The sequence below is a fragment of the Pseudomonas sp. S3_C06 genome, from assembly GCF_054667675.1.
Window position 1 is genome coordinate 2,051,470 of record NZ_CP162747.1, and the last position, 13,021, is coordinate 2,064,490.

Annotated in this window: 12 protein-coding genes; 5 read left to right on the plus strand and 7 right to left on the minus strand. The window is 58.7% G+C overall.

Annotated elements, in window-relative coordinates:
* The first annotated feature begins 41 nt into the window (after positions 1-41).
* The 5 genes from AB4N44_RS08890 (at position 42) to AB4N44_RS08910 (ending at position 4,908) form a co-directional block, all read left to right on the plus strand.
* Positions 42-1,376 carry a TRZ/ATZ family hydrolase gene (locus AB4N44_RS08890; protein ID WP_160041351.1) on the plus strand — a complete coding sequence of 445 codons (1,335 nt, stop codon included), beginning with the start codon at positions 42-44 and terminating at the stop codon, positions 1,374-1,376.
* Between the two features lie 56 nt (positions 1,377-1,432).
* Entirely contained in the window at positions 1,433-2,131 is a 699-nt protein-coding gene (ubiG, locus tag AB4N44_RS08895) for a bifunctional 2-polyprenyl-6-hydroxyphenol methylase/3-demethylubiquinol 3-O-methyltransferase UbiG (RefSeq protein WP_007908399.1), read from the plus strand.
* Between the two features lie 4 nt (positions 2,132-2,135).
* On the plus strand, positions 2,136-2,807 hold the full coding sequence (mupP, locus tag AB4N44_RS08900) for an N-acetylmuramic acid 6-phosphate phosphatase MupP (RefSeq protein WP_127929289.1): 672 nt from the start codon (positions 2,136-2,138) through the stop codon (positions 2,805-2,807).
* A gap of 72 nt (positions 2,808-2,879) precedes the next feature.
* A complete protein-coding gene (locus AB4N44_RS08905; protein ID WP_085710824.1) occupies positions 2,880-3,620 on the plus strand; it encodes a YciK family oxidoreductase in 741 nt (246 codons plus the stop codon).
* A 361-nt stretch (positions 3,621-3,981) separates the two neighbouring features.
* Positions 3,982-4,908 (plus strand): GGDEF domain-containing protein, encoded by a 927-nt coding sequence (locus AB4N44_RS08910; RefSeq protein ID WP_127929290.1) that lies wholly within the window; start codon positions 3,982-3,984, stop codon positions 4,906-4,908.
* A gap of 133 nt (positions 4,909-5,041) precedes the next feature.
* Here the strand turns inward: AB4N44_RS08910 and AB4N44_RS08915 are convergent, their stop codons facing one another.
* The 7 genes from AB4N44_RS08915 to AB4N44_RS08945 all read right to left on the minus strand — a co-directional run bounded on the left by AB4N44_RS08915 (position 5,042) and on the right by AB4N44_RS08945 (position 12,871).
* The gene (locus AB4N44_RS08915) at positions 5,042-5,803 is read right to left on the minus strand and encodes a TenA family transcriptional regulator (RefSeq protein WP_410479177.1); all 762 of its coding nucleotides are present in this window, start codon (positions 5,801-5,803) and stop codon (positions 5,042-5,044) included.
* 79 nt (positions 5,804-5,882) lie between these two features.
* The gene (locus AB4N44_RS08920; protein WP_316916895.1) at positions 5,883-8,342 is read right to left on the minus strand and encodes an EAL domain-containing protein; all 2,460 of its coding nucleotides are present in this window, start codon (positions 8,340-8,342) and stop codon (positions 5,883-5,885) included.
* 201 nt (positions 8,343-8,543) lie between these two features.
* On the minus strand, positions 8,544-10,370 hold the full coding sequence (locus AB4N44_RS08925; RefSeq protein WP_460109230.1) for an ABC transporter ATP-binding protein: 1,827 nt from the start codon (positions 10,368-10,370) through the stop codon (positions 8,544-8,546).
* Positions 10,363-10,965 carry a DsbA family protein gene (locus AB4N44_RS08930; protein WP_174245131.1) on the minus strand — a complete coding sequence of 201 codons (603 nt, stop codon included), beginning with the start codon at positions 10,963-10,965 and terminating at the stop codon, positions 10,363-10,365. The genes AB4N44_RS08925 and AB4N44_RS08930 overlap by 8 nt, the downstream gene beginning before the upstream one ends.
* Before the next feature lie 35 nt (positions 10,966-11,000).
* A complete protein-coding gene (gene trhO / locus AB4N44_RS08935; RefSeq protein WP_127929295.1) occupies positions 11,001-11,942 on the minus strand; it encodes an oxygen-dependent tRNA uridine(34) hydroxylase TrhO in 942 nt (313 codons plus the stop codon).
* A gap of 101 nt (positions 11,943-12,043) precedes the next feature.
* Positions 12,044-12,343, minus strand: a complete 300-nt coding sequence (locus tag AB4N44_RS08940) for a BolA family protein (RefSeq protein WP_007908388.1) — start codon at positions 12,341-12,343, stop codon at positions 12,044-12,046.
* A gap of 12 nt (positions 12,344-12,355) precedes the next feature.
* Complete coding sequence (locus tag AB4N44_RS08945; protein WP_122661658.1) at positions 12,356-12,871, minus strand: DUF2059 domain-containing protein; 516 nt, start codon at positions 12,869-12,871, stop codon at positions 12,356-12,358.
* Between the last annotated feature and the right edge of the window lie 150 nt (positions 12,872-13,021).

Consider the following 13,021-nt stretch of genomic DNA (forward strand, 5'->3'; position numbering starts at 1 on the left):
TACTTCGCCATCCTTTACAAAAGCACTGGAACCGACCCTCGATGCCGAAACCTGCCATTGCGCTCGACTTATTATTGCTGCCGACCTGGCTGGTACCCGTCGAACCTGCAGGCGTTGTGCTCAAAGAGCACGGCCTGGGCATCCGCGACGGTCGCATCGTGTTTATCGGCCCGCGCGCCGAAGCATTGAAGTGTAACGCCACTGAAGTTCGCGAACTGCCGGATGTGCTGCTCGCCCCCGGCCTGATCAATGCCCACGGCCACGCGGCGATGACGCTGTTCCGTGGCCTGGCCGACGATCTGCCGCTGATGACCTGGCTGGAAAACCACATCTGGCCGGCCGAAGCGAAATGGGTCAGCGAAGATTTTGTCCGTGATGGCACCGATCTGGCCATCGCCGAGCAGATCAAGGGTGGCATCACCTGTTTTTCGGACATGTATTTCTTCCCGAAAGTCGCCAGCGAGCGCGTGCACAACAGCGGTATTCGCGCGCAGATCGCGATTCCGATCCTCGACTTTCCGATTCCCGGCGCCGCGAGCGCCGATGAAGCCATTCGTCAGGGTGTCGAGCTGTTCGGCGACCTGAAGCATCACGACCGCATCAAGATCACGTTCGGCCCTCATGCACCGTACACCGTCGGCGACGAGAATCTCGAGAAAATCCGCGTGATTGCCGAGGAGCTGGACGCAGCGATCCACATGCATGTCCACGAAACGGCGTTCGAAGTCCAGCAAGCACTGGAGCAACGCGGCGAACGTCCGCTCGCTCGCCTTGGTCGTCTCGGCCTGCTCGGCCCGCGTTTCCAGGCTGTGCACATGACCCAGATCAGCGATGACGACCTGGCGTTGCTGGTAGAAAGCAACACCAGCGTGATCCATTGCCCGGAATCCAACCTCAAGCTGGCCAGCGGTTTCTGCCCGGTCGAGCGTTTGTGGCAGGCTGGGGTAAATGTCGCGGTCGGCACCGATGGCGCGGCAAGCAACAATGATCTCGACCTGCTCGGCGAAACACGCACCGCTGCGCTGCTGGCCAAAGCCGTCGCCGGTTCGGCCACCGCGCTGGATGCCCATCGGGCGCTGCGCATGGCCACACTGAATGGCGCGCGCGCACTGGGCATCGAAGCGCAGGTTGGCTCACTGGAAATCGGCAAAGCCGCCGACATCGTCGCTTTCGACCTGTCCGGCCTGGCCCAGCAACCGGTGTATGACCCGGTTTCGCAGCTTATCTATGCCACCGGTCGCGATTGCGTGAAACACCTGTGGGTCGCCGGCAAGCAACTGCTTGACGACCGCCGCCTGACGCGGCTGGATGAAGAACAACTCGGCGCCACCGCCCGGGCCTGGGGCCAGCGCATCAGCGGCCACACCGAATCGTAAACACCGCGGAGCACAATCCGCGGCTACAGCCTTTTTCAAGTTTCAGAGGATTCAACATGAGCAACGTCGACCACGCCGAAATCGCCAAATTCGAAGCCCTGGCCCATCGCTGGTGGGATCGTGAAAGCGAATTCAAACCGCTGCACGACATCAACCCGCTGCGGGTCAACTGGATCGACGAGCGGGTCAATCTGGCCGGCAAGAAAGTCCTCGACGTCGGTTGCGGCGGCGGCATTCTCAGCGAAGCCATGGCCCAGCGCGGTGCCACCGTAATGGGCATCGACATGGGCGAAGCGCCGCTGGCGGTCGCGCAACTGCATCAGCTGGAATCCGGCGTCAGCGTCGAATACCGCCAGATCACCGCCGAAGCGCTGGCCGAAGAAATGCCTGAGCAGTTCGACGTGGTGACTTGCCTGGAAATGCTCGAGCACGTACCGGATCCATCCTCGGTCATCCGCGCCTGCTTCCGCATGGTCAAGCCTGGCGGCCAGGTGTTCTTCTCGACCATCAACCGCAACCCGAAGGCGTACCTGTTCGCCATCATCGGCGCTGAATACATCATGAAGCTGCTGCCGCGCGGCACCCATGACTTCAAGAAATTCATCCGCCCGTCCGAGCTCGGTGCCTGGAGCCGCATGGCCGGCCTGACCGTCAAGGACATCATCGGCCTGACGTACAACCCGCTGACCAAGCACTACAAGCTGGCCAACGACGTTGACGTCAACTACATGATCCAGACCCTGCGCGAGGAGTAAGCCGATGGCCATCAGAGCAGTTCTCTTCGACATGGACGGCACCCTGCTCGACACGGCGCCGGACTTCATCGCCATCTGCCAGGCGATGCGCGCGGATCGCGGCTTGCCGCCGATGAACGACAAGCACATCCGCGACGAGATCTCCGGCGGCGCCAAAGCCATGGTCGCAGTGACGTTCTCGATGGACCCGGAGTCGCCTGGCTTCGAGGAGCTTCGCCTGGAATTCCTCGAGCGCTATCTGGTCGGCTGCGCGGTACACAGCAAGCTGTTCGATGGCATGGGCGAACTGCTCGCCGACATCGAGAAGGCCAATCTGATCTGGGGCGTGGTCACCAACAAGCCGCTGCGCTTTGCCGAGCCGATCATGCAGCAATTGGGGCTGGCCGAGCGTTCGGCACTGCTGATCTGCCCGGATCATGTGAAGAACAGCAAACCGGATCCGGAGCCGTTGATCCTTGCGTGCAAGATGCTTGATCTGGATCCGGCGACGGTGCTGTTTGTGGGCGATGATCTGCGCGATATCGAATCCGGCCGCGATGCCGGTACGAAAACCGCGGCGGTGACGTTTGGCTATATCCACCCGGACGACAACCCGCGGCATTGGGGTGCGGATGTGGTGGTGGATCATCCGTCGGAGCTGCGCAAGGTGCTCGATAGCGCGCTTTGCAGTTGCTGAGACCTGACGCAGAGCGTCATTGGTTGCATTCCCACGCATAGCGTGGGAACGATCTGACTTGATGAGGTTTTTATGTTTGATTATTCCGCTCGTCCCGAATTGCTCAAGGATCGGGTCATTCTGGTCACCGGTGCCGGTCGTGGCATTGGTGCGGCTGCGGCGAAAACCTACGCCGCTCATGGCGCCACCGTATTGCTGCTGGGCAAGACCGAAGCGAATCTGACGCAGGTGTATGACGAGATCGAGGCGGCGGGCCATCCGCAACCGGCGGTCATTCCGTTCAACCTCGAAACCGCCCTGCCCCATCAGTACGATGAGCTGGCCGCGATGATCGAGAGCGAATTCGGCCATCTCGACGGTTTGCTGCACAACGCTTCGATAATCGGTCCTCGCACACCGATCGAGCAATTGTCCGGCGAAAACTTCATGCGCGTCATGCAGGTCAACGTCAACGCCATGTTCATGCTGACCAGCACTCTGCTGCCGCTGCTCAAGCTGTCGCAGGATGCGTCGGTGGTGTTCACTTCCAGCAGCGTCGGTCGAAAAGGCCGAGCTTATTGGGGTGCATATGGCGTATCGAAATTCGCCACTGAAGGTTTGATGCAAACCCTGGCCGATGAAGTCGACGGTGTGGCGCCAGTGCGCTCGAACAGCATCAACCCCGGCGGTACGCGCACCAGCATGCGTGCTCAGGCCTATCCGGGGGAAAACCCGTTGAACAATCCGACACCCGAGGAGATCATGCCGGTCTACCTGTACCTGATGGGTCCGGACAGTACCGGCATCAATGGCCAGGCGTTCAACGCGCAATAACTGCCATACGTCGCATTTGTTGCCGCGGCAGATTCCTGTCGCGGCATGCATTTGCCGCTGATGACTGTCATATTTCAGTCAATTTTCCAGCGTACCCATCCCTAACCACTAGCCAACCCATTGATTCAAAACGGTTTAAATAAAACCGAACCGAATGGCACGACTTTCGCTCTAACTTTTCTCAAAGCAAGCCGCGTGAAGGCAATGGGGCGAAGCCGATTTCGATAGCTTACTAATCGTCATCCGGCAGACTAAACTTACGCCAAACGTCCTACGGGACTGATGGATCAGTATGACGCGCAGCCCATAGCCGCTCTCACCCAGCCTGTAAGACGGACTTACTGCTAAGGGTTCACGCCATATGAAATCACCCTCCCAGACCAATGCAATTGACTTTGACAGTGCCAAATTGCAACGCCTGGGCTTTGGTCAACTGCCGCCCCTTCTGGAGCGACCGGCCAGCTTGGCGCAACTGCGCCAGCAAATGAGCCTGCAACTGCAAACCAGCCTCGAACCGCAACGTATCCTCGGTCTGTTTTTCCGCGAAGTTCAGCGCCTCGTGCCGCTGGACGCGCTCAGTTATGTGCACCAGGGCAGTGATTTGCGCCTGGAGTTCGGTACTCGCGGACACCACTCGATCAGCTATACCCTGAGCCACGAAGGCGAGCACATGGGCGAGCTGGTGTTCCGTCGCAATCAGCGCTTCAACGAACTGGATCAGGGCAACCTCGAATCGCTGTTGTCGTCGCTGCTGTACCCGATGCGCAATGCCCTGCTCTACCGCGCCGCCACGCAGAGCGCCCTGCGTGATCCGTTGACCGGCGCCGGTAACCGCATCGCCATGGAGCAGACCTTGCAGCGCGAGATCGACATGTCGCGTCGGCATGTGCAGCCGCTCTCGGTGCTGATGCTCGATATCGACCACTTCAAACGAGTCAACGACAGCCATGGCCACAGCGCCGGCGATCACGTGCTTAAAGCCATCGCCGCGACGATCAAGGCACAGTTGCGTAATGTCGATATGGTGTTTCGTTATGGCGGGGAAGAGTTTTTGATTCTGCTGTCCAACACCAGCCGCGAAGCTGCGGCCATGGTCGGCGAACGGCTGCGCTATGCAACTCAGGCGGCCGAATACTATGCGGATGGGCAGTTGATCGAATTGACTGTGAGCCTGGGATGTTCGACGTTGTTGCCCGGCGAATCAGCCGACAGCTTGCTGCGCCGCGCCGACAGTGCGTTGTATGTGGCCAAGCGTGAAGGTCGCAACCGGTTGGCGATGGCCGGCTAAGGCTTTCCAACCAACACAAAACAGTGTGGGAGCGAGCCTGCTCGCGAATGCAATCTGACATTCAACCATGAGTTGACTGACGGACCGCTTTCGCGAGCAGGCTCGCTCCCACATTGGTTTCATGTAGCCGAAATCAGCTCTCGACTACCGCCCTGCGCTCTCGGTTGACCAACAAGCGCTCCGACGTTTCCAGTTGCATGCAGCGCTCCAGAAACAGATACATGTAGTCGTAGCTCTTGCAGATTGCTTGTCGCAACTCAGCCTGCAAGGCCTTGCTCGGGTTCATCCCGGCCAGGGTGCAGATGATTTCCAGCGCCTCCCACGGATGGGCATCGTCATACTGGGCATGCATCTTCAACCACTTCATCGCCCGCTTGCGATCTTCTTCGGGAAACGCTGCGGCATACACACCGGTGGAGCAGACCAGCGCCGACCACTCCCCGGTCGCGCCTTCGATGGCATAGTTAGTGGCCGCGATGGCCACAATCAGTGAATCGGCTGAACTGGTGTGCCAGCACCAATGACTCAAGGCATGCAACTCAGGCGGTACATGCTGGGCCTGAAGGTCTTCCAGACTGACGCCATGGGCGCGACTCCAATGCACCCAGTAATCGGCGTGATTGAGTTCAACGCGGATATTGCGCATCAGCCAGCGCCGCGCCATGTCTTCGCCCGGGTGACGGGCAAACCTGGTTTTGGTGAGATTCTGCGCCATGTACAACGCGAATTGCTCAACCACCGGCCAGCCCCCGATCAGGTACTGACGCATGGTTCTGGCGCTGAGCTTGTTATCACGCATGCGCAGATAAAGTTCATGTTCGACAACCCGGCGCTTGCTCTCGCTGCAGTCCTGAATGAGCTGTTGTGCCCAGGCTGGATAACTTGCAGCTTCCATGAGTGGTCCGGTTCGGTTGAATGTGTCGATCACTGTTCGGCTCCTTTTGATTTGTGATTGTAAGGATCGGCGAGAGACTTCAACGGAACGTGCCAGGCGCTTTGAATAACAGCGGTTGCGGTCTGGCGGGCCGACTTTGCAAACTGTCACAGGTAAACAACTGTGGGCGTTCTATAACATACCCTTGAGCGTAATCCACACCGATTTCAAGCAATGCCTGCTCGATCTGGGTTGTTTCAACAAACTCGGCAATTGTCTGCTTACCCATGACATGCCCGATGTGATTGATCACTTCGACCATTGCGCGGTTAATCGGGTCGTCCAGCATATCCTTTACGAAACTCCCGTCGATCTTCAGGAAGTCTACAGGCAAATGTTTCAGATAAGCGAATGAAGACATTCCGGCGCAAAAATCATCTAACGAAAAGTAGCAACCTAAGCCTTTGAGTTCATTAATAAATCTTATTGCACTGCCGAGATTTGCAATTGCACTGGTTTCTGTAATTTCAAAACAAATCATTTCAGGCGGTATTGCGTAGTTAACAAACTGCTCGCGCAGAAAGTGCAAAAACGCGTCATCTCCTATAGTAATGCCTGACAGATTAATCGCACACATTGCTAAAGGACCTTCATGTTCTTGCGCAATACATTGAGCAATAACCTTGAATACGTTCTGAACTACCCAACGATCCAACTGACTCATCAGCCCATAACGTTCAGCCGCGGGAATGAAACTGTCAGGCAGAATCATTCGCCCGGCTTCATCGTGCAGACGCAACAGAATTTCGATGTGCCCGCCCTTGCTGTCACTTGGCTTGAGTGGCGCGATTTCCTGGGCGTACAGACAAAAGCGGTCTTCTTCCAGCGCCATGTGCAGACGTTGCACCCAAGCCATTTCACCAAAGCGCAGCGACAGCTCGGAATCGTCGGCGTGGTAAACCTGGACGCGGTTGCGGCCCTTTTCCTTGGCCATGTAGCAGGCCATGTCGGCAGCGCGCAGCGAGGCCTCGAGCGTGGTCGGTGTCTGCGCTATATGCACAAGGCCGATGCTTACCGTGGTCAGGAATGGCCGCCCTTTCCAGACAAAATGCAGATTCTGTACGGTCTGGCGCAGTGCATCGGCAATTTTCTCCGCCGCCTCCGGTGCGCAGTTCTCCAGCAGAATGCCGAACTCATCACCGCCGAGCCGCGCCAGCGTATCGCCCTCACGCAGTCCCGATTGCAGCAGTGTGCAAATATGCCGCAACAGCTCATCGCCCGCAGCGTGACCACAAGTGTCATTGACCAGTTTGAATTGATCGAGATCGAGGAACATCAACGCATGGCGCCCGGAATGGCGCGTGAGGTTGTGCAACGCCTGCTCCAGGCGATATTCAAACTCGCGGCGGTTGGCCAGCCCGGTCAGCGCATCATGGGTCGCCTGCCACGACAGATTGGCGATGTATTGCCGCTCCTGAGTCATGTCGTGCAGTACCAGCACCGTGCCGCTGACCTTGCCGGCATTGCGGATCGGCGCACCGACCAGCGTCACCGACAATGTCGTGCCATCCAGGCGCTGGATCAGTTTCGAATGCTCGCTGCCGCCACTGAGTTTGCCGCTGAGAATGTGCTCGATCAGCGTCACGCCTTCAGCCTGAGCGTTGTCGTCGAGCAGATTGAACAGCGCAGCCAGCGGCAGGCCGGCGGCTTGTTCAGCCTTCCAGTGGGTCATGGCTTCAGCGGCAGGGTTCATGTAATCGATGGCGCCGCTGACATCGGTGGTGATGACGCCATCACCGATCGAATGCAACGTGACGTGCGCCCGATCCTTCTCCAGTTGCAGCGCCTCGGCAAAAGCGTGGCGCTGCTTGAGCAGTTTGTGCGTACGCAACAGCGCCAACAGGATCAAACCCAGTGCAGTAGCAATATTGGTGAACAACAGGAGTCGCAGAATCATCCGCGACCCCTCGCCAAGCGCATCACTGAAAGCCTTGGCCGCGGGCGTCACGCCCTCGTTGATGGCGAGAATCTCACCTTTCCAGCGTTGGATATCACCGAGTGTGGCCTCGTTGTCAAAGATGCGCTGGTGCATCTCCCGGGCCACGTCATCGAGTTGTACCAGATAGGCATCACCCACTGTCCAGCGGTCGATGGCGGTTTCCAGGTAGCTGAAATGGCGAAAATTCAGATACAGCCAGATCAGGCTTGAGACATCGTCCGGATGGTTTCCGCCCTTGAGGATACCCTCACGTGCGGCTTGCAGATCGGGCGGTTGCCGATCAAGCGCCAGACGCAATTCATGCCCACCCTGCGGCACACTGATTGCGTTTTGATACTTGTGGTAAATGACTTCGTCACGGCTGTCGGCGTACAGATTGAGGTAGTAGATCGCGTCTTTCTGGCCTTTGGACCAAAGGCTTTCGCCGGCGACGTAACCGCGAACGGCTGATAGCACGTAGAGACTCACGCCTCCCAGTAACGCTTGAAACAACACGACGGCAATAAATGGCCAGACGATGCCCAACAACCGTGGCGTTCCGAGAGTCCGCTTTTGCTTCATGAGATCCCTTGCGCAAGCACTGCCAGATGAACACCGGAAAATCCCGCTCCTGACAGCTCAGCCTAGGCTAATTTTCGACATAACAAAGGGACAGCTCTGCCGTCCTCTAGGTCGATTGCGCAAATGGCTGGCCTGTTGAAGCGCTTGAGGTGATTTTACTCAATGCAATTCAAGCACTAAGCACAGAAACCCGCACGAAACTCAAGGGCGCTGGATCTGTTGCAGATGACCGTAGAGCTTGGCGTACAGGCCGCCATCGGCAATCAACTGCTGATGATCGCCGTCTTCGGCGACCTGGCCACCGTCGAACACCAGCACGCGATCAGCCTGCTTCACCGCTGACAGTCGGTGAGCGATGATCAGCGTGGTGCGGCCATTGAGGAAGCGCGCCATGGCCTGATGGAGGTTGTACTCGGTGGCGGCGTCGAGGGCCGAGGTGGCTTCGTCGAGGATGACGACTTTCGGCTCGGCGAGGATCATCCGCGCAATGGCCAGACGTTGCCGCTGACCGCCGGAAAGGCGTACGCCGGAGCGGCCGACGATACTGTCCAGACCCTTGGGCAAGGCGCGGATGGTCGTTTCGAGTTGAGCAATTTCCATCGCCTGCCAGCAGGCTTCGTCACTGCGGGTGCGGCCCATGGTCAGGTTGGCGCGCACGGTGTCGTTGAACAACGCCGGGTGTTGCAGCACCACGGCGACGTTTTCCCGCACCGTATCCAGACCGATCTCCTGCTGGCTCGAGCCGCCGAAACGGATGGTCCCGGACAGTGGTGTATATAGCCCGAGCAGCAACTGTACGAGGGTGCTTTTACCGCCGCCGCTGGCGCCGACAATCGCGACTTTCTCACCGGGCGCAATCGACAGATTCAGTTGATCCAGCACCAGTTCATCACCGTAGCCGAAGCTCAGGCCTTGCACCTGAATACCGACGGTGTCACGGCCCTTGAACGGATCGACACCCCCTGGATACTGCGGCTCATCGGCGCGCGCCAACAGTTCGTTGATCCGCGCCAGCGCACCGCCCGCCGCGTAGTAGGCGTATTGCAGGTTGAGCAGTTGTTCGACCGGGCCGATCATGAACCACAGGTAACTGAACACTGCGAGCATCTGGCCGATCGACAGGTCGGAGAACAACACCGTGAGCATCGCCGCCGCGCGGAAGATGTCGATACCGAACTGGAACAGCAAACCACTGGCGCGGTTGGAAGCGTCGGTTTTCCACTGCGAGTTGACCGCGTAATTGCGCACTTCCTGCGCACGCAGGCCGAGTCGCCCGAGGAAGAAGCCCTGACGGTTGCCGGCGCGGATTTCCTGAATCGCATCGAGGGTTTCGCTCAACGCCTGAGTGAAGCGCGCGGTACTGTCGTTCTCGAGTTTCTTCAGGTGCTTGACCCGCTTGCCCAACTGCACCGTGGCGTAGATCACCAACGGGTTGAACAGCAGAATCAGCAGTGCCAGTTTCCAGTGCATCCACATCAGGATGCTCGCGGTACCGACCAGTGTCAGCATCGCCACCAGAAAACGGCTGAGGGTTTCGCCGACGAATTTGTCGAGGGTATCCAGATCGGTGACCAGGTGCGTGGTCACTGTGCCGCTGCCCAGGCTTTCGTATTCGCCCAGGGAAATCCGCTTGAGCCGCTCAATCAGGCGCACACGGATGCGGTAAACGATGTCCTTGGCCAGCCGCGCAAACAGCCGTGCCTGCAACACGCCAAAACACAAGGCGCTGCAACGCAACGTCAGGGTGACCACCAGCATCAGGCCGATGTAACCCGCCGCTTGTTGCCACATGCCCGGCAGCATGTGGTTCATGACTTTCAGTGCGGAATCACCGTGGCCGAGCAGAACTTCGTCCACCAGCAACGGCAGCAGCAACGGAATCGGCACACTGCACAACGTCGCCAGAACGGCCACGCCATTAGCGATCCACAGGGATTTTTTGTGTGTAAGTGCCAGTCGCCGGACTTCTGCCCAGCTCAGCCGGTCGACACGCTTTACGGCTGGCGTGTCATCGGCCAGATCAGACACAGGCCGCGCGTTCCAGCCAGCGGCCGAGCAATGGCGACAGCTCGCTGAGCGGTTGATAGCCGTTGGTCAGCAGCGCCAGTTGGCCGTTGCGCTCGGCCAGCAGGGTCGGGAAACCGGCGATGCCAAGATCCTGCACCCAACTGAAATCGGCCTGAGTCGCTTTGTGTTGATCGGCATGATCGAACAACGCCGCGAATTCGATGCGCGGCACACCGGCCTTTTCTGCCAACTCGACCAGCACGCTGGCCTGGGTGACATCGCGACCTTCAGCGTAAAACGCCTGCTGGATCAGCCCGACCAGTTTCCACGCGCAATCCGGCGCCAGGCTGCGCGCAGTGACGATCGCCCGGCAGGCCGGCTCAGTGTCATAGACAAAACCATCGGGCAACGCACCGTCGAACTTGAACGCCTGGCCGGTGGCCTCGGTGACCGCTTGCCAGTGTTCAAGAATGTAGCGCCGCGTAGTCGGCTCCAGCGCCGAGCCACTGCCGGTGCGCAAACCACCGACCACCAGATGCAACTCGACCCCGGCTGCTTGGGCCTGCTCGACCAATGCCTTGGCCACCGGAGCGAAACCCCAGCACCACGAACACATCGGATCCATCACATAGAGCAGGCGTGCAGACATGGTTAAGCCTCGGTGGATGCTTGCTTGTAGTTGTAGCCGATCGGGTGCGGCTGGTTGCGCGCCTTGGCCAGCTCGATCTGCTTCTGCCGATCGATGGCGCTGCGGCGGGTCTTCTCGCTCAGCTTGTCCCAGCAATGCGGGCAACTGATGCCGGCGACGTAATGCTCGGAGGCGCGATCTTCAACGCTGACCGGTGTGCGGCAGGCATGACATTGATCGTAGTCGCCTTCGCTGAGGTCGTGACGCACGGTCACGCGGTTGTCGAACACGAAGCAGTCGCCCTGCCATTTGGTTTCTTCCTGCGGCACTTCTTCAAGGTACTTCAGGATGCCACCCTTGAGGTGGTAAACCTCTTCGTAGCCTTCGCTGAGCATGTAGCTCGAGGCTTTCTCGCAGCGAATGCCGCCGGTGCAGAACATCGCGACTTTCTTGTGCACGGCCGGATCGAAGTGTTCTTTGATGTAGTCGGGGAATTCGCGAAAACTGGTGGTTTTCGGATCGATGGCGCCTTCGAAAGTGCCGATCGACACTTCGTAATCGTTGCGCGTATCGATCAACAGCACTTCCGGGTCGCTGATCAACGCGTTCCAGTCTTGCGGATCAACGTAGGTGCCGACCTTTTTGTTCGGGTCGACGCCTTCGACACCGAGGGTGACGATCTCTTTCTTCAGTTTGACTTTGGTGCGGTAGAACGGCTGCTCGTCGCAGTACGACTCTTTGTGATCGATATCGATCATGCGTGGGTCGCTCTTCAGCCAGGCGAGCAGGCCATCAATGCCTTCGCGGCTGCCGGAGACCGTGCCATTGATGCCTTCTTCGGCGATCAGCAGGGTGCCTTTGATTTCGTTGTCGACCATCGCTTGCAGCAGGGGCTCGCGCAGGTTGACGTAATCTTCGAGGGTGACGAACTTATACAGTGCCGCCACGACAATAGGTTGTGTCATGGGTATTTCTCCAGGTGGCTACCCTCGCAAAGGGTGAACCGGATTCAAAAAAAACGCGCCGGGTAAGCGGCGCGTTGCGGATTCTAGCAAAAAACCGAAGCTTAATGCTTGCTGCCGCCGGCACAGGTCGGTGACGCCGGGGCGGCGCCGATCTCTGCCCATTCCTGCGGAGTGTAGGTGTGCAACGCCAACGCATGGAACTCGCCCATCAGCTCGCCGAGCGTGCCGTAGACTTTCTGGTGGCGCTTGACCCGGTTCAGGCCGTCGAACTGCGCGCTGACCACCACAGCCTTGAAGTGCGTCTGCAACCCGCGACTGTGCATGTGGCTTTCATCCAGCACTTGCAGATGTTCGGGCTGAAGCAGCGCCAGCGTCGATTCGATGCGTTGTTGCATGGTCATCACGAACTCCGCTTACTTCTTCTTGGCCGGCGCAGCTGCAGGAGCCAGCTCTTTGGTCATGTCGTCGAGCAGCTTGTTGACGACAGGTACGGCGCTTTCCAGTTTGGCCTGGGTCATCTGGGCAGATTGCTGAGTCAGCTGCGGCATTTTTTCGAGGACTTTCTTGCCCAGTGGCGACTGGTAGAACGCGACCAGGTCTTTGAGCTCGGATTCGCTGAAGTTGGTGGTGTAGAGCTTGACCATGTCCGGCTTCAGCTTGTTCCAGCCAATGGCCTGGTCCAGCGCGGCGTTAGCCTTGGCCTGGTAGGTTTCCAGGACGGCTTTCTTGGCTTGCGGGGCTTTGGTCTGTTCGAAACGCTGAGCGAACATTTGCTGCACTTGCATGTACACCGGAGTGCCCAGCTTGTCAGCGTGCGCCAGGGTCAGGAAAGCTTCAGCACTGGCGTTGTGGCTGGCGGTATCGGCAAGCACCTGGCCGCTGGCGCAAACCAGTGCAACCGCGGTGCAGATGGCACGAAGACGAGTCATCGAGTTTCCTTTTCAGCTAGGCGAGGTAAAACCCCAAGGGCGACCATTCTGCGCCTAAAAAACCTCGTCGCTCAACCCCCGAGCCTTGCCGCGCTTGATTGGCCGGGTTTTACCGGTCAACAATCGGCTCGATGGAACCACCACGGCCGA

Excerpts from the sequence above, each read along its gene's own strand:
- ubiG (WP_007908399.1), top strand. The coding sequence starts at position 1,433 with ATGAGCAACGTCGACCACGCCGAAATCGCCAAATTCGAAGCCCTGGCC.
- AB4N44_RS08910 (WP_127929290.1), top strand. The coding sequence starts at position 3,982 with ATGAAATCACCCTCCCAGACCAATGCAATTGACTTTGACAGTGCCAAA.
- AB4N44_RS08890 (WP_160041351.1), top strand. The coding sequence starts at position 42 with ATGCCGAAACCTGCCATTGCGCTCGACTTATTATTGCTGCCGACCTGG.
- AB4N44_RS08915 (WP_410479177.1), bottom strand. The coding sequence starts at position 5,803 with ATGGAAGCTGCAAGTTATCCAGCCTGGGCACAACAGCTCATTCAGGAC.
- AB4N44_RS08905 (WP_085710824.1), top strand. The coding sequence starts at position 2,880 with ATGTTTGATTATTCCGCTCGTCCCGAATTGCTCAAGGATCGGGTCATT.
- AB4N44_RS08930 (WP_174245131.1), bottom strand. The coding sequence starts at position 10,965 with ATGTGTTCGTGGTGCTGGGGTTTCGCTCCGGTGGCCAAGGCATTGGTC.
- AB4N44_RS08920 (WP_316916895.1), bottom strand. The coding sequence starts at position 8,342 with ATGAAGCAAAAGCGGACTCTCGGAACGCCACGGTTGTTGGGCATCGTC.
- AB4N44_RS08945 (WP_122661658.1), bottom strand. The coding sequence starts at position 12,871 with ATGACTCGTCTTCGTGCCATCTGCACCGCGGTTGCACTGGTTTGCGCC.
- trhO (WP_127929295.1), bottom strand. The coding sequence starts at position 11,942 with ATGACACAACCTATTGTCGTGGCGGCACTGTATAAGTTCGTCACCCTC.
- AB4N44_RS08940 (WP_007908388.1), bottom strand. The coding sequence starts at position 12,343 with ATGACCATGCAACAACGCATCGAATCGACGCTGGCGCTGCTTCAGCCC.
- mupP (WP_127929289.1), top strand. The coding sequence starts at position 2,136 with ATGGCCATCAGAGCAGTTCTCTTCGACATGGACGGCACCCTGCTCGAC.